The sequence below is a fragment of the Adhaeribacter aerolatus genome, from assembly GCF_007991635.1.
GTDB classification, from domain to species: Bacteria; Bacteroidota; Bacteroidia; order Cytophagales; family Hymenobacteraceae; genus Adhaeribacter; species Adhaeribacter aerolatus.
In genome coordinates, this window is sequence record NZ_BJYS01000025.1 from 81,311 (window position 1) to 99,601 (window position 18,291).

24 protein-coding genes are annotated in these 18,291 nt (G+C 42.5%); 15 read left to right on the forward strand and 9 right to left on the reverse strand.

Annotation, left to right across the window (positions count from 1 at the left end; all coding sequences use genetic code 11):
* Positions 1–2: 2 nt before the first annotated feature.
* On the forward strand, positions 3–746 hold the full coding sequence (locus AAE02nite_RS16570) for a hypothetical protein (protein ID WP_146899984.1): 744 nt from the start codon (positions 3–5) through the stop codon (positions 744–746).
* A gap of 66 nt (positions 747–812) precedes the next feature.
* On the opposite strand, the gene AAE02nite_RS16575 is transcribed toward AAE02nite_RS16570, so the two are convergent.
* The gene (locus AAE02nite_RS16575; RefSeq protein WP_246151105.1) at positions 813–1,409 is read right to left on the reverse strand and encodes an Hsp20/alpha crystallin family protein; all 597 of its coding nucleotides are present in this window, start codon (positions 1,407–1,409) and stop codon (positions 813–815) included.
* Positions 1,410–1,611: 202 nt separating this feature from the next.
* A complete protein-coding gene (locus AAE02nite_RS16580) occupies positions 1,612–1,986 on the reverse strand; it encodes a septal ring lytic transglycosylase RlpA family protein (protein WP_146899987.1) in 375 nt (124 codons plus the stop codon).
* 102 nt (positions 1,987–2,088) lie between these two features.
* Between AAE02nite_RS16580 and AAE02nite_RS16585 the strand changes: the two genes are divergently transcribed.
* A complete protein-coding gene (locus AAE02nite_RS16585) occupies positions 2,089–2,349 on the forward strand; it encodes a hypothetical protein (protein WP_146899990.1) in 261 nt (86 codons plus the stop codon).
* A gap of 136 nt (positions 2,350–2,485) precedes the next feature.
* On the opposite strand, the gene AAE02nite_RS16590 is transcribed toward AAE02nite_RS16585, so the two are convergent.
* Positions 2,486–3,244: a hypothetical protein gene (locus AAE02nite_RS16590; protein WP_146899995.1), complete on the reverse strand. Its 759-nt coding sequence runs from the start codon at positions 3,242–3,244 to the stop codon at positions 2,486–2,488.
* 684 nt (positions 3,245–3,928) lie between these two features.
* On the opposite strand from AAE02nite_RS16590, the gene AAE02nite_RS16595 reads away from it, so the two are divergent.
* The 3 genes from AAE02nite_RS16595 to msrA all read left to right on the forward strand — a co-directional run bounded on the left by AAE02nite_RS16595 (position 3,929) and on the right by msrA (position 6,426).
* Positions 3,929–4,237 carry an SH3 domain-containing protein gene (locus AAE02nite_RS16595; RefSeq protein WP_146899998.1) on the forward strand — a complete coding sequence of 103 codons (309 nt, stop codon included), beginning with the start codon at positions 3,929–3,931 and terminating at the stop codon, positions 4,235–4,237.
* 513 nt (positions 4,238–4,750) lie between these two features.
* Positions 4,751–5,062, forward strand: a complete 312-nt coding sequence (locus tag AAE02nite_RS16600) for an SH3 domain-containing protein (RefSeq protein ID WP_146900001.1) — start codon at positions 4,751–4,753, stop codon at positions 5,060–5,062.
* A gap of 680 nt (positions 5,063–5,742) precedes the next feature.
* Entirely contained in the window at positions 5,743–6,426 is a 684-nt protein-coding gene (gene msrA, locus AAE02nite_RS16605; RefSeq protein WP_146900004.1) for a peptide-methionine (S)-S-oxide reductase MsrA, read from the forward strand.
* A gap of 398 nt (positions 6,427–6,824) precedes the next feature.
* Here msrA and AAE02nite_RS16610 read toward each other — a convergent pair whose 3' ends face one another.
* Entirely contained in the window at positions 6,825–7,865 is a 1,041-nt protein-coding gene (locus AAE02nite_RS16610) for an iron-sulfur cluster-binding domain-containing protein (RefSeq protein ID WP_146900007.1), read from the reverse strand.
* A 604-nt stretch (positions 7,866–8,469) separates the two neighbouring features.
* On the opposite strand from AAE02nite_RS16610, the gene AAE02nite_RS16615 reads away from it, so the two are divergent.
* Positions 8,470–9,303: a hypothetical protein gene (locus AAE02nite_RS16615; RefSeq protein WP_146900011.1), complete on the forward strand. Its 834-nt coding sequence runs from the start codon at positions 8,470–8,472 to the stop codon at positions 9,301–9,303.
* Positions 9,304–9,363: 60 nt separating this feature from the next.
* On the opposite strand, the gene AAE02nite_RS16620 is transcribed toward AAE02nite_RS16615, so the two are convergent.
* Entirely contained in the window at positions 9,364–9,555 is a 192-nt protein-coding gene (locus tag AAE02nite_RS16620) for a hypothetical protein (protein ID WP_146900014.1), read from the reverse strand.
* A gap of 165 nt (positions 9,556–9,720) precedes the next feature.
* Here AAE02nite_RS16620 and AAE02nite_RS16625 point away from each other — a divergent pair, with 165 nt between their 5' ends.
* Positions 9,721–10,020 carry a hypothetical protein gene (locus tag AAE02nite_RS16625; RefSeq protein WP_146900017.1) on the forward strand — a complete coding sequence of 100 codons (300 nt, stop codon included), beginning with the start codon at positions 9,721–9,723 and terminating at the stop codon, positions 10,018–10,020.
* A 107-nt stretch (positions 10,021–10,127) separates the two neighbouring features.
* Here AAE02nite_RS16625 and AAE02nite_RS16630 read toward each other — a convergent pair whose 3' ends face one another.
* A complete protein-coding gene (locus AAE02nite_RS16630; RefSeq protein ID WP_146900020.1) occupies positions 10,128–10,622 on the reverse strand; it encodes a YdcF family protein in 495 nt (164 codons plus the stop codon).
* A gap of 94 nt (positions 10,623–10,716) precedes the next feature.
* On the opposite strand from AAE02nite_RS16630, the gene AAE02nite_RS16635 reads away from it, so the two are divergent.
* On the forward strand, positions 10,717–11,112 hold the full coding sequence (locus AAE02nite_RS16635) for a DoxX family protein (protein ID WP_146900023.1): 396 nt from the start codon (positions 10,717–10,719) through the stop codon (positions 11,110–11,112).
* Between the two features lie 52 nt (positions 11,113–11,164).
* Positions 11,165–11,374, forward strand: coding sequence for a YwbE family protein (locus AAE02nite_RS16640; RefSeq protein WP_146900026.1), 210 nt, complete (start codon positions 11,165–11,167; stop codon positions 11,372–11,374).
* Positions 11,375–11,432: 58 nt separating this feature from the next.
* Here the strand turns inward: AAE02nite_RS16640 and AAE02nite_RS16645 are convergent, their stop codons facing one another.
* Positions 11,433–11,651, reverse strand: a complete 219-nt coding sequence (locus tag AAE02nite_RS16645) for a TM2 domain-containing protein (RefSeq protein ID WP_146900029.1) — start codon at positions 11,649–11,651, stop codon at positions 11,433–11,435.
* Between the two features lie 259 nt (positions 11,652–11,910).
* Here AAE02nite_RS16645 and AAE02nite_RS16650 point away from each other — a divergent pair, with 259 nt between their 5' ends.
* Positions 11,911–12,306, forward strand: a complete 396-nt coding sequence (locus tag AAE02nite_RS16650) for a DUF983 domain-containing protein (RefSeq protein ID WP_246151108.1) — start codon at positions 11,911–11,913, stop codon at positions 12,304–12,306.
* Positions 12,307–12,354: 48 nt separating this feature from the next.
* On the opposite strand, the gene AAE02nite_RS16655 is transcribed toward AAE02nite_RS16650, so the two are convergent.
* Positions 12,355–12,981, reverse strand: coding sequence for a hypothetical protein (locus AAE02nite_RS16655; RefSeq protein ID WP_146900032.1), 627 nt, complete (start codon positions 12,979–12,981; stop codon positions 12,355–12,357).
* Between the two features lie 727 nt (positions 12,982–13,708).
* Between AAE02nite_RS16655 and AAE02nite_RS16660 the strand changes: the two genes are divergently transcribed.
* The 5 genes from AAE02nite_RS16660 (at position 13,709) to bla (ending at position 17,758) form a co-directional block, all read left to right on the forward strand.
* Entirely contained in the window at positions 13,709–13,993 is a 285-nt protein-coding gene (locus AAE02nite_RS16660) for an SH3 domain-containing protein (protein ID WP_146900035.1), read from the forward strand.
* Between the two features lie 479 nt (positions 13,994–14,472).
* On the forward strand, positions 14,473–14,928 hold the full coding sequence (locus AAE02nite_RS16665; protein WP_146900038.1) for an Hsp20/alpha crystallin family protein: 456 nt from the start codon (positions 14,473–14,475) through the stop codon (positions 14,926–14,928).
* 797 nt (positions 14,929–15,725) lie between these two features.
* Positions 15,726–16,187 carry an SRPBCC family protein gene (locus AAE02nite_RS16670; RefSeq protein ID WP_146900041.1) on the forward strand — a complete coding sequence of 154 codons (462 nt, stop codon included), beginning with the start codon at positions 15,726–15,728 and terminating at the stop codon, positions 16,185–16,187.
* Positions 16,188–16,283: 96 nt separating this feature from the next.
* Positions 16,284–16,859, forward strand: a complete 576-nt coding sequence (locus tag AAE02nite_RS16675; RefSeq protein ID WP_146900044.1) for a DUF4256 domain-containing protein — start codon at positions 16,284–16,286, stop codon at positions 16,857–16,859.
* 152 nt (positions 16,860–17,011) lie between these two features.
* Entirely contained in the window at positions 17,012–17,758 is a 747-nt protein-coding gene (bla, locus tag AAE02nite_RS16680) for a subclass B1 metallo-beta-lactamase (protein WP_146900047.1), read from the forward strand.
* Between the two features lie 142 nt (positions 17,759–17,900).
* Here bla and AAE02nite_RS16685 read toward each other — a convergent pair whose 3' ends face one another.
* Positions 17,901–18,275, reverse strand: a complete 375-nt coding sequence (locus AAE02nite_RS16685; protein WP_146900050.1) for a Fur family transcriptional regulator — start codon at positions 18,273–18,275, stop codon at positions 17,901–17,903.
* Between the last annotated feature and the right edge of the window lie 16 nt (positions 18,276–18,291).

An 18,291-nucleotide genomic window follows, 5' to 3' on the forward strand; every position in this document is an offset into this window, starting at 1 on the left:
AAATGAATAACCGACATTTTATCTCGGCAGGAATTTTTATGCTCTTTTTTTACTGTCCCGCTGCTTTGGCGCAAACCCAAATTCGGCACAATACGCAAGCCAAACAAGATTCGGTAGTGATTGAGTTGCCCAATAATATTAAGCTGCTGTTAATAACCGATGATGTAACCAAACTACAGCAATTGGAGAAAATGAGCCTCGACTCGGTAGTAAGAGATTTGAACCGGCAAGTGCAGGAGGCTACCGGTAAAACACCCGCAACACCCCCCGATACGACGAATAAAGAGAAAAATAAGCCTGATTTGCGCTACGATGTAAGTTATAAACGCAAGAACGACCAGTTAGCCTTAACGCTGGGTGCCGGAGCCGGGTTAATCCGGAGCCAGTTGGTACCCAAGTTATCGCCAACTATTGCGCTTAAACGCAAGCGCATGGAATATTCTATCACTTACGATATGAACTATTTTTTTGAACGACAGGAAAACCGGCAATATAAATTATACCTGAATACCTTCCTGGATTTTGGCATAGGTACCAAGCTTTTTAACCGCCCCAACGATGTTGATGTTTATCAGAAACTTACCATTGGCTATTTAATTCACAGCAAAGGCGATTATTTTGGTAAAAACACCTTTAAACTGTCTTACTCTTACCCCATTACTAATAAATCTATAAGACTGATGCCCGAATTATATATTACAAATAATTTCAAATCTATTTTCCCAGGTATCAGTATTAATTTTTAACCGGCTTAACTAAAAATAAAGGCGCTCCCGGAGCGCCTTTATACCTATAATTTAGGTGCAGCTAACTTACTTGGGGCTTTTCGATTTTTTCTGTTGCTGGTCGATGCTAATGGTTTGACCAGGCTTACCATTCTCCCCGGACTGATTATTTAGCTGCGCGTTGTTAGCGGAGGCGTTTTGCCCCTGTTCTACCCGGGTTTGGGTAGTTCCTTCTTTAATCTGTATTTGATGTTTTTGCGTTTTTTGTCTGTCTTTCGGTACGGTTAACCGCAATATGCCATCCTGAAACTCGGCGCTGATGGCATTCGGATCAATATTATTGGGTAACTGGAAAGACCGGGAGAAAGAACCGTACTGCGATTCAACTATCTGATAACGCTTGTTGGTATTTTCGTTCCGGAACTTTCTTTCGCCCGAAACAGTCAGACGACCTTCCTGCAACTCAATATTAATTTCTTCTTTTTTAAGTCCAGGTAAGGTTAATTCTATTTCGTAGCCGTTTTCGGTTTCGCAGGCATCTACCTGCGGATTAAAATCGGCCATGCGCCGGCGCTGGTTAACCGAATCCTGAAAGAAACGGTCGATCATGGAGCTGAAGGTGGGCGGAACAAAATCATCCATTAAACCACCAAATTTCTGAATTGCCATAGTAACCTCCTTCATTAATAGTTAAACAATTCTGAAAAACCACTAAATATAAAGTATACTAAAAGCTGTAAATAACTATTTATTTTACAAGCATAAATACTGAGGAGAAAAGAAAAATGTTGCAGCTAAAAGCCAGAATTATAAAGGCTTATAACCATTTTAGAGAAAGCAGCATACCTTAAAAACCGCCACTACCGCAGCTCTCTTGCTGTTTTATTTACGGCCTTCTGATTACTTTAATCGTAACCGGAACGACACCACTTTGCACCATATCCAGGCGCCGGGCGGCAGCCAGCGATAAATCCAGTATCCGGTTCCTGCTGTGCGGACCCCGGTCGGTAATTTTAACTTTCACGGTTCGGCCGTTTTCCTGGTTTTTTACCTTTACTTTCGTGCCAAATGGCAAGGTATTGTGCGCGGCCGTAAGTTTTCTTTTCCGATAAGGCTGACCGTTCGCCATTTTCTTCCCCTGAAATTTATTGCTGTAAAAAGAGGCATTACCAGTTTGGGTAAAGGCCCGGCTGCCGGTGCAGCTTGCCATTACCAGTAATATCAACCCCAGAAACAACCATCTGAATTTTAAAACGCTCATACCCCAAAAACAAGCATATTATATGGCCCGGCTAAAAACCCAGCCATAAACCAGGCGTAAAATTAATCTAAAATATTTTGGATTGTTGTTAAATTACTAAATATGGGTTTAAACCCGGCTTTAGAAGCCAAATTAGCCAAACCTCAAACGGCTTCTGCCCGGATAGATGATAATTTCCGGGGTAAAGATATTACGTTTATCACCGATAAAGCCGGACAGGCTATAACCCTGTTTATTGGCAAACGCAACCCCGATGGCAGTATTACGGGCGAACGCTATGTCCGGCACCTGCAATATGCCCCCGACGGCGTAACCGTTATAAAAAGCCACTGGGATAATAAAGGCAAAGTAACCCGGGCCTGAGTTAAAAAAACGGATTAGAAATTATTACAATAACCTGTAAAATCTGCTGTCAAAAGAAAAACCTCACAGGTGTTAAAACCTGTGAGGTTAACTTATAGCAGGCATTCCCGACTATCAGGTATTAATCCCGGGCTATCTATTCTTTTCTCTCATAATTATAAAGCTCTACGGCCTGGGTTATTTTGTCTTTTTTAAATAAACCCGAAATCCACGGAATACTGATAACGGCGGCACCCACATACACCGTAGGGGCTACGCTGCCACCCTGGCCGTTTTGGTAGCTCTTAAACGTTTGCGACATGCCATACAATAAGATTGCCGCCCCGGCAATAGACATACCGGTTTCTACGTATTTGCCTTTCCGGTACTGGTTTAAAAGTGCCATGCTACCCGGGTTATCGGATAGGGCCTCGCGTAAGTTCTCATAATTATAGCTTTGCAGCGGGCCATCGTCTTTGGTAAAGAAATAAATATTGCGCGAAGACGGCATTCCGTAACCATAACCGCCAAAACCGCCGTAGCCATACCGGCCATAGCCCCCGTAAGGGCTGTACATATTGTTGTAAAAGGTTTTAGAAACGTAAAATTTAGAGATGCGGCCGCTGATGGTACGTTTGGCAAAATCATCGCGGTCGTAGGGGTCTGAGATGCGCAGGAAAAAACCATTGTCGTTCTGGTAATATCTGACGCTGCTCATCGGAAAGCGCAACGAATCGTCGAGCAGAAAATAACTGTCTTTCAGAAAAGGATTTTTTAGCTGTACCCGCTTGGCGTAAACCTTCTGGCCATTCGCCAACCCCACAAAGTGGGTGCGCGGATCGTCATCACTACCTACCTGGGCCATGGTGAATAAAGGCAGGCAGAAGAAAAGCATCAAAAGCAATCGGTATTTCATAAATAATTAGGGTATAGAATTATAAGGTAAGAATAAATAATAAAGCTGTAGCAACTACAGCGCAATTTAATTAACGATAAATCTGAATAAATCTTGTTCTGCCCAAGTGTAACAAAAACGAACATTATTTTGTCCGGAAACGAACAGCAAAATGGCCTTTATTTTAATCTAAAGCCAACTTTAAAAAAAAATATAATATTATTTCCATTTTTTTTGTAACCGCTAATCTACTATCCGGCCAGCTTTGTGCCGGTATTTTCACCGGAATGCTGAACCCCGATTAATACATTTCAACCTGCTAAAACTGCTATTCACCGCACTTATCTTGCTATTCGCACCATTCGGTTTTGGGCTTTGTGTTGGGTGTGTAATATTTGTATCGTTGGTAGCCGACCAACAAGTAGCCGATAAGCTTACCGGAATTAAAAACAGATAAAATGGCACCGCACTTATGGCACAGGTCTTGATTTAAAATAAAGCAGTTACCGGCTGTAACTTTTAAAAACAAGGTGAGTGTGTGTGTTAGAAGCAGTTATAAAATATTTTAAATAAAAATACCGGGCAGGCAACCAGAAAGTGAGCAGATGCATCTTAGTTACAAAAGCAGGAGACCGGGTTAAAAGCCAAGAATTTTAAAGCTTAAGAAAATAAAAATACACCATAAAAAAATTAAAACTTAATACTATGAAAAAGTTGATCTTCACCCTCGCCCTTTTAATCCAAACTGCACTTGTATTTGCGGCCGGCCCCGCCCAAACGGCTTCTGTTAGCTACGATAATGTGAAAATGTACCGCCAGGCCGGCACTTCCACCGAGGTATTAAGAGCCCTGAAAAGCACCGATCAGTTAGCTGTAATCCGGAAACATAATGCCAACTGGACCATTGTTACCGTTAACGGCCAGGTTGGTTATGTGCTATCATCGGAACTGACTATGAATAAGAATGTAAGAAATATTGCGATGAATAAACCCGCTCGCAAAAACACTTTCTAAGAAATTAAAATTTTGTTTGTTTGTTTGTTGGAAAGGGGGATATATCTTATATCCCTTTTTTTACCCTTCTCATTCTTTTTCTACTAGCCCGTCTTTTGCCGGTTTGTGCCAAAGTGAACTTCTTTAATCGGTACGAAACATCTTCTGGTTCTTTTAACTAATATTTATTGCAGCATTTTTAATTATAGATTCTTCTGTAGCGCTGGCCTTATGAATAAATTACCCATTGGGTACAGCAGGCGCTGAAAGTTTCAACCTTTACTGAGTAGCGCTAAAATCTTGTTTTCAAGACAGGACTTATACCTTATTGACTCTCCGGTAGAAGCCTATGGCTTCGATAAATGCAAGTACAGCTTTAACCATATTTTTAACTTTATTCAACGATTCCTTAATTAACCTGAGTTTAACACCATTTATTTTTAACTAAAACAATAATGCTTTAACCCGCTTGCCCCAACGCCTTAATAAAAAACCATTTTTAACCTGATAATTAAATCCATAAAATCTAAAACTATGAAAAAGTTAATTTTCACCCTCGCCTTAATAATGCAGACTGCCTTGCTTTTTGCCAGCAATGACAAGAAGATAGTAGCCCAGGCCCGTCAGGATAATGTAAAAATGTACCAGCAACCCGGTACCTGCACCCATATTCTAAAGTCTTTGTCTACGCAAGATAAAATTGAGATAGTCCGGAAATACAATGAAAATTGGACCATTGTAGTGGTTGATGGCCAGGTAGGTTACGTGCTGCATTCTGAGATAGGAAAACCAGCTAAAAACCTCGAAATAAAAACCCTGGCCTCTGCTAAAACCAGCCGGAAATAAGCACTGCTGGTATTTAAATAAGCTCCTGTTGCAGAAAGGTATGCCCGAAGGTATACCTTTTTTGTTTTGTAAGCGGTTGTGTAGATGCTGTAATATTCTTTGCCTTATTACACGCATTGTTAAAGGTATAGCTCAAGAATAAATTAAGCTTTGGCATAATCTAGTAGCCACAATGGTGCTGATAAACAGTTGAATAGGTTACAGAGAAATCTAATCTTATTATTTTGCTCCGTATTATTACAGAAAAGTCTGTTTTGCCTGCTCCGTATTAGAACCTAATTTAAGCTAAAGCAAAACAGAAAGTGCCGCCATAGGGTAAACAACTTTAATCTCTTACTTGTAGCGCGCTTAAATTATGGTTTTTATTATTTCAATAGCAGTAATTATTTCTTTTATAATAGGGTACTTTATCATAAAAAAAATGCCGCGCCAGCCCGGCGAACCGGCCAATAGCAACCACAACCTACATCCGGTGCCGCCACCTGATTTGGTTGAAGAGAACAAACCTCGTCGGCCTAAATATTAAATCAATGCGGCGCAGATGGGTTAAATAAATAGCCGGGAGAGAGCAGGTACTACAACAATACCTGCTCTTTTCTGTTATATACCTGACCTAACTAATGGAATTAATTTACCCTTATATTTGGTTCTGTTAGTATACAAAGCTATTCCGGATTAATATGAAACGCCTCTATTCTTTTCTGCTCCTGAGCTTAGTGCTTTTATCTTATGCCTGTACCGACGCCAGTTCGCGGCAGGCCCAGAACGCACCGGCTACCCTGCCAAGTGAAACCGAATTAAAGGCGGCAGGGCTCGCAACGGCTACTTTTGCCAGCGGCTGTTTCTGGTGTACCGAAGCTATTTTTGAACGGGTACAAGGCGTTGACAAAGTGATTTCGGGTTATAGCGGCGGCAAAGAAAAAAAGCCGACTTACGAGCAGGTAAGTTATGGTAAAACCGGCCACGCCGAGGCCGTGCAGGTGTATTACAACCCTAAAGTAATTACGTACCCCGAACTGGTAGAAATATTTTTTGCTACCCACGACCCTACTACTTTAAACCGGCAGGGACCGGATGTCGGTCGCCAGTACCGCTCGGCCATTTTTTACCGCACCGAAACCGAAAAGCAGCAAGCAGAAGAACAGGTAAAAAAACTGGAAGCCGCGCGTAAATACAAAAACCGCATTGTTACCGAAATACAGCCTTATACTGCTTTCTGGCCCGCCGAAGGGTACCACCAGGATTATTACCAGCATCACCCGGACGATTCTTACATTGTAAATGTATCAGCGCCCAAGGTCCATAAATTCGAAAAGGAGTTTAAACACAAGCTAAAGCACCAGTACCAGAAAACAGGTTCTTAAACCTGTCTGAGCAAATATTTGTATCGCGCGAGCCTTCTGCTCGCGCTTTTTATTTTAACCTGGCCCATTTAACTTATTTTCCGGTCTAAATATTAGCAAAACTGTAATTAGCGCCGGAAAGCGGAAAAAAATTACGGAAGGAGCATACCTAATACCACCTAATAAATATTTTATTCCATAGCAGCCTGGCATCTGACCTTCCCCATCAGTTATTCTGCAGAATTCGCATAATTCCAAAATGAATCTTCTGCATGGGTTAGAATACAGGTAACAAACCTAGACTAATATTTGCCTGTAACGCCCTCCAGGCAGAAGATTCCTTCGGAATGACTGGTAAGTAGGGATTAATTTATTTTTTATTATGGAAGCTCCTTTATGCTAACTACTATAATTGGTTATTAAATAATTAGGCGTATATCGCCGCCAATCGGGTAACCTACACATGTCAGGATTAAACCTTGGTTAAGTTCTTTTTCGGTAAGTACTTCGTTATAACTGTGCCACACCTGGCCGGCGGTGCAACGGGCCACACAATTGCCGCACTTTCCGGCTTCGCAACTGTAAGGCAAAGAAATGCCGGCTTTTTTAGCTGCCTGCAAAATGGTAGTGGGGTATTGCACGGGCAGTTGGTACAAGCGTTGGCGATAATCCAAAGTAACCATATGCTGGTCCGTATCCGGCGGTAGGGGCGGAGCAGTTGGTTTATCGGTACTGAAATTTTCTTTCCGGATATTGGCGGCTGGTAAGGCTGCCTCGCGCAACGCATAGGTACACATGCGCATATAATTAAGCGGGCCGCACACGTAGCACAATAATTCTGCGGGAGCAGCCTGGCTGTATTGAGCCAGGAAGCTTTTGAGCAAATCTTTGTGTAAATGGGCGCGGGCCAGATCCGGGGCATTGCTGTACAAAAACTCGATGCGGAATTGTGCCGGAAAAGCTTGCGCCAGTTGAATTAGGTTTTCCCGGAAAGCGGTAGTAGCCGGTGAATGGTTGCTATAAATTAATACTACCGAGATAGCCGGGTAAAGCTGCAGCACGGTTTTGAGGAGCGAATAAATTGGCGTGATGCCGCTCCCGGCCGCCAGAAAGAATATTTGTTTATAGGTACTGATATCTGCCGGCAGAATAAAAAAGCCGCCGGCACCAGTAGTTAATATCTGGTCGCCGGGTTGCGCTTTATCTACCAGGTACCTCGACATCAGGCCATTTTGAATACGCTTTACCCCAATGGTTAAAGGTTCGCCAAGGGCTGGTGCAGAAGTTATAGAATAAGAACGCCGGATTTCCTGGTTTCGTTTTTTGAGCACCAACGTTAAATATTGCCCGGGTGCGTAAGCTATTGCATTTCCGGCATCCTGAATAAAAGTAAAGGTTTTAAAACCTGCTACCTCTTCTTGTATTTTGCTAATCGTTAAAACTTTATACAAAGGATTCATGCAGTAAAATCTATGCAGTAGTAAGTGTTAAACTACTATAATTTGTCTTAGCCCTTACTGCCAGCATACAGCAAAGCATAACGGAATTTTGCTTACTCTATTAATTCGTATATAGTTACTTCTACTGATTAGCCTTACCATTTAGCTAACCGGCGAATATTTTAGCTACCGTTTAAGGCAGTACCTGAAATAACTAAAATTATAATAATCTTAACTACCCTATTTGTACTATAGCCAAACAAAAGCAACCTGGTAAGACAAGCCGGCTACCACTAGTTTATAACCTATTAGCTTTAAACAGCAAAATCGACTACGGGCTAAAGTGTTTTTTCTAAAAAATTGGTATATTTTATAGGTAGATTTAGTCTTAAAAACTTTTATAATCCATTCAGATTTTTGAAGTATATTGTTTTGTTTATTGTAAGGATTATATGAATATGCGATAATTAACAATTAATATGATTAATTATTTAAATAATCTAATAAATACTTTAACTTTTTGTTGTATATAAAAGAAAAATTAAACTAAATTGTACGACCTACAACAGGTTGGTGCTGTGGGGCTAATATGTAAAGATTTTTAACCTTTAACTATATACAGCCTATGAGAAATTTAATTCGTTACACCGGATTACTGACCAAAACCTGCTTGTTGGCAGGATTAACGTTAGTTAGTATTTCTTGCTCCCAGCAGGAAAAAGATCTTGTTAAACCTACCACATCCAGTACATCAGAAGAATTAGCCAAAGCCGATAAAACTACCACGTTTTATGGCCCAGCCGTTCCTTTAGGAAAAGGGGTAGCCAGAGCTTGGGTAATGGTGGATGTCAATAAACAACCTATCTCTATTGGTGTTGATTTATCGGCTAAAGCAGTACTGGATATGGGGCATGAACCCGTAGAATATACCTTACAATTGCCAAAACAAGTGGCCGTACCACCCTACGACCATATTGACTTTGGCTGGAACCCCGAAGGTCACGAACCGGAAGAATTTTACGGTGTACCCCATTTTGATATGCATTTTTATATGATAACGGAGGCACTTCAGGCCACCATTCCATTTTTGGCGCCACCAGCTTTTGACTTAGCGCCTGCCACTAAATACCTGCCTGCTGGTTATGTACTGGGGCCAGGCTTAGTACCTAACATGGGGGCTCATTGGGTAGATGTATTATCCGCTGAATTTAATGGCGGTAAATTCACGAAAACCTTCATTTATGGCTCTTATAATGGCAACGTAACTTTTTTAGAGCCGATGTTCACGTTGGCTTATCTGCAAAATTTAGCGGCACTGGGAACTTCTACCCCAATACGGCAGCCAGCGGCTTATCAGCGAGCCGGTTATTATCCAACCAGTTACACCATCAGCTACGACAGTTCGCCTAAAAGTTACCGTATTTCACTTAATAATTTAGTATATCGTCCGGCAAGCTAAGGCTTGGTTTTAAGTTATAAAAAAGAAGCAGGAATAGGTGTACTCTATTCCTGCTTCTTTTTAGGGGTTCAGGTTTATCGAAAATAATATATAATTATGCTCCGGCAACTTACGGGAGCAACCTTCCGGATGCAATATTTTACTGTAAAGCACTTTATAATAGCTGTCCTTTCTTCCGCAAAATGCAGATTGTACCGGAACCGAACGATGCCGTCCGCTTTCGAACAATATCCGGTCTTGTCTTTTCTCCAAAATATACTCTCAGAGTTTGTTTTAGGCCTTTTTGGAATTGGCATACTGGTTGTAATTAATCTACCAGAAGCTATTCACCGCGAATAGCATTTAAATCAGGTTTAGCCGGCAGTCAGAATAAAACTATCTAAAACGAAAACAGAAAACCGAAAACACCCTAAAACTATGAAAAAAGTATTTTTTACCCTCGCCCTTTTAGTACAGGTAGGTTTTGCCATGGCCACCGAAAAAAATAAAATTACCGCCCAGGTACGCCACCAAAACGTAAAAATGTATCAGCAGGCTGGTACGGCTTCTCAATTATTAAAAGAGTTGTCTACCGCCGATCAAATAGAAGTTGTGCGTCGCCTGAATGACCAATGGACCCTTGTAATAGTAGATGGTGTAGCCGGATATGTCCTGCACACCGAGCTGGTTAAACCTATAGCCAGCCGGACTTTGGCCGTCGCGGCGGTAAAGCGGTAAGCTGCCTGAAAAATAAAGGTTTTTCTTTTTGTGAAAAGGCGTGCTCCAAGTGCGCCTTTTGCTTTTAATACGGCAACAGGAACAGCCAATATTTGCCTGTAGCATTGTTAGCAGTAATCTGGCTTTTGCCGGAGCAGGGCAAGTGCCCGGCGCTCGTGCTCCTGTAATTGCTGCAGTGTTTCTTCATCCAGCGTCGAGCCGGCTTCTAAGAACAACATATTCTGGTTGGGCACGTGCGTGTTAAAAAGCAAGGCTGCCCGTTGCATATGAAAATCGGATGTTATTACCACCACCTGCCGGGGTTTAAACCGGTCCAGAACGGGCTGCGCCAGGGTAGCATCTTCCAGGGTATGGCGACTAAGTACATAAGGCAGAATATCCGTTTCCGGCACCCCTTGCGCAATTAAATATTGCGCGGCGTAGTGGGCGTGGGGCTGATGGGCGGTGTTAAAATGGGGGCCAAAACCACCGGTGCACAAAAACTTAAAGTCTTGGTTATGCCGGTAAAACCGGATAGCTGTCTGCAACCGGTCCAGGGCCACCTGGCTGAGTTGCCCCTGCGCATCGTTCGGCGCGCCCAATACAATAATTATTCCTTTCAACGCTAGATAAGAACATCCGGATTATGCCCCGCCTGTTCTTTGTTCAAGTTAAGGATAAATAGTTTATTTGCACCAGAACAAAATAACAGTTGTTATGGCTAAATTCCAGTACATCTTCTCGGCCTTGTTTATTTTACGACTTGGTTTAGGTATAAATATGCTGATGCACGGGCTGGTGCGCTTGCCCAAACTCGATGCCTTTGCTACCAAGATGGCTGCTGGTTTCGAAAATTACTGGTTGCCCACCGCGGTTGCCAAACCATTTTTAATGTTTTTACCTATTCTGGAATTTTTGGCGGGTCTGCTGATACTGGTGGGCGGCAAATGGGGCCGCTATGGGTTTGTTCTGTGCGGCCTGATACTGGCCGCTTTACTCTTTGGCACCACCCTGAAAGAAGATTGGGGTACCGCCGGCACGCAGCTTATTTATGTATTGGCTACAGCATATGGCTTATCTTTGTACGAGCGGCAGGAGAGAACTTTAACTTAACAACTCCAGACAGCCATTTCAAATTAATTAATGAAACGAATAACCAATTAACATGAACGGTCAAAACCGAAAAGATATTTACCCGGGCCTGGCGGTAGCCATTATCCTGAAAAAAGACCAGCGCAGCGGCCACTTAACGTACGGCGTTGTAAAAGATATTCTAACGAGTTCACCTTTCCACTCGCGGGGCATTAAAGTACGCCTGCAGGACGGCCAGATAGGCCGGGTGGCAGAAATTACCAACCCAACCGTAGATAATTAACCATTTATGCTTCTCTGATGCCGGTAAATTGCCTCGGTTTCTGCGCGGCGGGCATTATTTAGCGGTAACCCCGTTCCAGTTGGTCAATCCGTCGTTCGTTGTTGTAATTATCTACCATATCGCTTAACCGGAAGGCATCTACCAGCCAGCCAATGCCAAATAACTGAAAGGTGACCAGGTATAAAAGGCCGGAACCTACTTTGCCCAGGTAAAACCGATGCATAGAGATAAACCCCAGAAAAAACCATAACACATAAGCTACTAATTTCGATTTCATAATTTTAACAGTTTAAGGTTAGAGCCGGCGTGCAGCGACCGTAGGTTTACGGCGCGGGAGCAGTATGCTGCTGTTAAAACCACCCGAACAGAACAGCAGAAATAAAGCCACGCCCGGTTTTACCACGTATACGGATAAAGTGGCAGATGAAGGCCGGATAATGTTATAAATTGCACCATCTGTCCGGTAAAATTTATTCCGGCCGCAATACCTTGGCGCTGGAGTCAGGTACAAGTTTTTTAAACGAAATATTTAATTTATGGCGTCGAGAGAAAGATCTTTATTATACGGCATCATTAACGTTAAATGCCCCCGGTGCCGCGAAGGGAATATGTTTCCGCCCGGCACTTTATACACCCGGCGTTTTGCCGACATGTACGCTAACTGCGCTTGCTGCGGGCAAACCTTTGAGCCGGAACCCGGCTATTATTACGGAGCCATGTACGTAAGCTTTGCTTTTAGTACCGGCATATTTTTAACGGTACTGTTTATACTGAGCTTATTTGTAAAAGAAGTAACCACTATCATGGTAGCTATTACGGTGCTGGTAGTGGTGGTAGGGCTGCTGCCGGTGGTATTCCGGTTATCGCGGGCACTCTGGATTAATATTTTTATCCGGTACGAAGGCCCGTGCAATCTGATCCCTAAAAAGTAAAACCAAGAGGAGTTAAGTAATAATTTCCTTGCCAGTGGTAGTTTCTTGTTACAACCGGGCGCCTACCCGCATATGCAGGGCATTCATATTTTTATTAATGGTGTTGTCGTTTTTCAGGGTTACGTTAAAGAAATTATAGGCCAGCCCCAGATTAATGCGTTTAATGTAAATACCTGTTCCAATGGAACCAATCTTGCCTAATCCCTGGTGGTTGATGTCGTCGGTATAACCCCGGTTCAGGACCAAATAAGAACCGGCTGCCCCTATTCCTAATAGCCCCTGCACATAAGGCTTTATACTTTCACCAAAGGTTGGAAATGTATAATGCAGCCCCACCTGGCCCGTTAATACAATATCGGTAGCCGAGCTTCCATTCCGGGTCCAGCGATTGATGGTGGTATTAACCTGATAGATAGGTTTCCAGGCCGATTTCCATTTTATAAAGTTTATCCGGTTTTCCACGCCAATTCCCCAGCCCCGGTTCTGCACCTTATCCCGATAACTGCCAACCGGTACCTGAAAAATAGCATAAACGGTACCGGTGTAAAGATAAGGATCTTCGCGGTACAGCTTAAGTGCCTCCCGGAAGTTGTTTTTCTGACCCGCATTCAAAGACTGGCTAAAAGCAAAACTAAAATTCAGAAGGATAAAAGAAAGTGTAAAAATTAATTTCATGTAAACGAAAGTATGTTGTGGTGAAATAAACTACCCTACATACGTATATAGAAAAAATTGAATAAAAGAATGGGGGTATTTTTTTAAAATTTTCTTTTGTTCATCAAAAGCTTCTCCAACAAAACAGGTTTGCGGCAACTTTGCATTGGGTGCTGAATAGAGGCTTGGCACAGCCAATTCTATAAAGAATATTTGCGCCCAATATTACCTGGTAATTTGGCAGTCAAATTTAATGCGACCCGATCAGGGGGTTAATCTTGTAGGAAAATGCAGTACTCTCTTTTTTCAGGCAGAAAGGCCACCGCGAGGAAGCATCCATCTGATAGCAGTTTGGGCGATGAGGGTCCCTGGAAGAGCCTCTTCTGGCTTTCCGGTGTGTGCAATGGAAGAACGATAAGGCACCCTGGTGGACAAACGGGTGGGAGGTTACTTAGGCTTATGCATTTTATCAGCACCTGGTTATTGAAAGATGTAATTTTTAAAAGAACACGATCATTTTTCCTGAAAAATTAGTTAGGGTGAGGAGAGGGCATTCGTCATTGTTCATTTTCGAACGCAAAACGTTCGGTAATAGAACAGTTTAATGAGGTATATTCGCTAAAACAGGCCTTTTTAGGGCTATTTAGGTCTTTTTCAGAGTTGGCACAGCGGTTGCAAACCATAATAATGTAACCAATTATAACCGGTTAATAAAATTAAAGGCAACCGATAAAATTTAGATAAGACTATGAAAAAGACTCTTTTTACCCTCGCCCTGTTAGTACAAGTAGGTTTTGCCATGGCCCACAACAAAACTACCATAGAAGCCCAGGCCCGCCACGAAAACGTGCAGATGTTTCAGCAGGCTGCTACTTCTACTACCGTGCTCGGAACCCTGAATGCCACTGACCGAATTCAGTTTGTCCGCAAACACAATGCGCAGTGGGGCATTATTACCGTAAACGGCAAAACCGGCTATGTGCTGCTCAGCGAGTTGTCGGGTTTAAAGAAAGTAAAATCTGAGGCCAGATAATCCATTCCAAACAACCTGCCCTTCTTCTCGGCTAAAAGTGCGCCCGTAAGCCCACTCACCAGAAGCTGAAAAGTTCATCAGGCGGCTGAAGGAAGCTGTAACTTCCTAATAGCAAAGTGTTATAGCCCTGTACGAATAATGAACCCGTAAAATAGTAAACCCGTAAGTTTCCCTTAAAAGATGGTGAGCCCGTAAGCTCACTTTTTCTTTTGTATTTATCTCCAGCTAACTATCTTCTAACTAATTCATTTTAAGGGTAATTGAAAATATTTCGCTACCGCTACTCTAACAAACCAACTTGAAATACCTTTATATTGGCAGGGAACCACACTGAAATTTTTTCAGCGCTTGCCTGAAATATTGAACCAGTTTTCTGACAATATTTCAGAAATATTAATTGGCAAGCTGCTTGTAGTAAGATAGTTAGCTTTTAAAGCTAAAAGTTTAATCTGATAACTAACTTAAAAGAGGAGGTTGTTATGGGAACTATAGTGAAAAATAACCGGAGTTTATTTCCAACCATCCCTTCCTTTTTTGATGACATGTTAACAAGGGATTGGTTGAACTGGCCGTTAGGCCATGGTTCTAATAATGGGTCGGTACCAGCCGTAAACATCAAAGAAACCAACGATGCTTACGAACTGGAAGTAGCTGCCCCCGGCATGAGCAAAGAAGACTTCAGCGTGGAGTTAGATAACAACATGCTCGTGATTTCTGCCGAAAAGGAACATAATAACGAAGAGCAGAATGAGCAGGGTGACTATGCTCGCCGAGAGTTCAGTTACCAGTCTTTTACCCGGACCTTCAGCTTGCCTGAAAGAATGGTAAAAGGCGACCAGATTGCTGCCAGGTATAAAGATGGCATCCTGCATATATCTGTTCCGAAAACAGATGAAGCCAAGGTTAAGCCGGCTAAGCAAATTCAGATTGAGTAGTAAGAGAGGCGGGAAAACCCGCCTTTTGTGTTTTCATTATCTACTGTTTAGGTGCTGTAGTACAGAAGACTTTCCAGGATAATAATAATTATTAGTAATCATTTTATGGGTAATAGGCTAAGCGATTCTTACTCCTGTCTGGTTAAATGTCTCCAAACCGGTATGCTTTATCACCACTTTTTTCTATACTGAAGCATGTATGTTATTCCCGCAATTATTCTCCGCAAATGGCAGAAGGTTATACCATAGCGGTGTCGGTTAGATGTAAAAATGGTTTATAACTAGAAGTGATAATTTACAAGCGGCCAGGATGGGAAACCTGAACGGTACTAAGACTTAAAAATTGGCCCCAAGACCTGCATAATAAATAATATCCTGGATGCTTTTGTTTATTTTTTGAAATGCAGCGATAATAATCCAGGCTGTTTTGGGCTCTTTGGATAAGCGGTATAAGCTATTGCAACCATTGGTGGGGAGAACCAATATATTTGAAGACATATTTTATAGCCAAAATTAAACCCTTGTGGAAAAGTGAGTTCAACCTTTTTGTACCTTAGCAAAACACCGGTGGCCGACACCCAATAAAGTATATTATAACAGGTCTTAGTGCAGTTACAAGTGGGAAAAAGGAATTATAGCCGGCAAAGCTAAAAAAGTTTATTTACTTGGCTTGCCCATAGTTAATAATTAGCCTGGCAGCATCCACAAAGGCTACAAAGTATTTTAGTGCATAGTAGTCAAGCCGTTAACAACAAGTGTTTAGCAAAGCCAACCTGCGGGCTTAAAATTTTACGAAAATGACAACAGAAATCATCTCCACCACACCAGACTGCGAAATTGTAAGTTCGAGAATATTTAATGCCAGCAGAGAACTTGTTTTTGCGGCCTGGACCGACCCGAATCATTTAAAGAACTGGTGGGGACCAGCAGGCTTCACGAATACTTTTAACGAGTTTGACCTGCGACCGGGTGGTAGATGGCGTTTTATTATGCACGGGCCCGACAAAGGAAATTATCTGAATGATTGTGAATTCATAAAAATAGAGAAGCCAGCACTAATTGCCTGGAAACGCCATTCCAAACCTCTATTTCAGGTAGTTGCCACATTTGAAGAAGTTTCCGGAGACAAAACAAAGATTATTTTTAAAATGCTTTTTAATTCAGCCGAAGAGTGCCGGAAAGTAAAAGCATTTGCCGTTGATAAAAACGAAGAAAATTTTGACAAATTAGAAAACGAATTAATTAAAATGACTAACTGAATATATCCTAAATGCATAATGGGCACTTGCGTTTCTGCAGAAAATTCAGATAATACTACACCTCAGACACCTCTTTAACAACGATTATATAAAGCTATGAACAATAGGAACAGCCTTACCAGTGAGTTAACATCAGCCCAACGGGAAGAACTCCTTGGTGCATTGAAAACCCGTTTTGAGAAGAACAAGAACCGCCATCCGGGGCTTGCGTGGGCAGATGTACAAGCCAGGCTGGAAGCCAATCCGGAAAAACTGTGGTCGCTCTCCCAAATGGAAATAACCGGCGGCGAACCGGATGTGGTGGGGCTGGATAAAAAGACGGGTGAATACATTTTTTATGATTGTGCGGCGGAAAGTCCAAAAGGGCGCCGAAGTGTTTGTTACGACCGCGAAGGGCTGGAGTCGAGGAAAGAACACAAACCCAAAAATAATGCGGTTGATATGGCAGTTGCCATGGGCATCGAACTTTTAACAGAAGGAAAATACCGGGAATTGCAACAACTGGGAAATTTCGATGCGAAAACATCGAGCTGGCTGAAAACCCCGGCTGCGATTAGAGAACTCGGGGGTGCCATCTTTGCTGATTTTCGCTACGGTCAGGTTTTTGTGTATCACAACGGAGCGCAATCTTACTATGCTGCCCGGGCGTTCCGCGGCGCGCTAAGAGTCTGAAGGTGGTGCTGGGTGCTGAATTTGGATATACAACCAATGCCCCCAGTTACTAACAAAATACGCTAATCAATGCAAATGCGGCCGGTACAGTCTTAATAGAACAATAGTTTTGTTTCATCGGCAGAGCAGGGTTAGGCAGCACCAAAATGTTCATGATTAAATATTTATATCTCCTGATATTTAGCTTGGGGCTTTTAGCCTGCAATACCGGAACACCTACCGCTAAAAGCCAACATTATCAATCAGCAGCGTTGGAAATCCAAAAAGTTACCGACCATGTTTACCGGCACACTTCGTTTCTGAATTCGGAGCGTTTTGGTAGTGTGTCGTGTAATGGCATGGTGGTTTTTAACAAAGGCGAAGCCGTAATATTTGATGCCCCAACGGATGATAGTGCGGCTGCAGAATTGATTAACTGGGTTGAAGATAAGCTCCATTGTAAAGTAAAAGCTATTATTCCAACGCATTTCCACTCTGATTGCTTAGGCGGCTTAAGGGCTTTTCACCAACGGCAAATTCCATCTTATGCGCATGGGTTAACCATTGAGAAAGCCCGGTTTAATAAGGAGGCGGTACCCCAGAATGGGTTCGATACTTTACTTACCCTGCCGGTTGGAGACAAAGAGGTTTATGCCCATTTCCTGGGCGAAGGCCATACCAAAGATAATATAGTGGGATATTTTCCGGCCGGAAGGGTTCTGTTTGGCGGTTGTTTAATTAAGGAGCTTGGGGCGAAGAGAGGAAATTTAGTAGATGCCAATGTGCAGGCCTGGCCCATGACGGTTTCCAGATTAAAAGAAAAGTACCCGGCTATAAAAATAGTTGTTCCGGGGCATGGTAAACCAGGCGGAACCGAATTATTAGACTATACCATTAAGCTATTTGCGCAAAATGAATAAACGGCCCGGGGTAAAGCTTTACCCCAACGGCTTTAGGTTGTTTGCAGATAAAAGCTTGGGAAAAATCAAATTTTTATGGGATCTAAGGTAGTTCTCTATATTACTTATCTGGCCAGTTACCACAGCTAAACCTTCATAAATGCTAAGCACATGCCGGGCAATGCCCGGAGATAAACCCGTTGAAATTGGCGGGACGATAACCAGCCGGAAGTTTTAATTCTATCTCATTCGGCAAGCATTCTACTTTGCCGCAATTCAAGCATCGGAAATGCAGATGATTGTGCCGGTGTTCTTTCCCCTGACATTTTAAACAAGCTGCAAAATATTGCTTGCCGTCGTCGCCGGTAATTCTATGGGCAATGCCTTCCTCGCAAAAGCGGTTTAATACCCGGTATATAGTAGCCCGGTCCACGCTTTCTCCTAATTCGGCCTGAATTTTTTCGTGGCTAACCGCTTGCTTGGAATTCTTTAAAGTTTCCAGAATCAGCGATTTGCTCTTCGTATTTCTTACGTGCATGTTAAAATATATTATT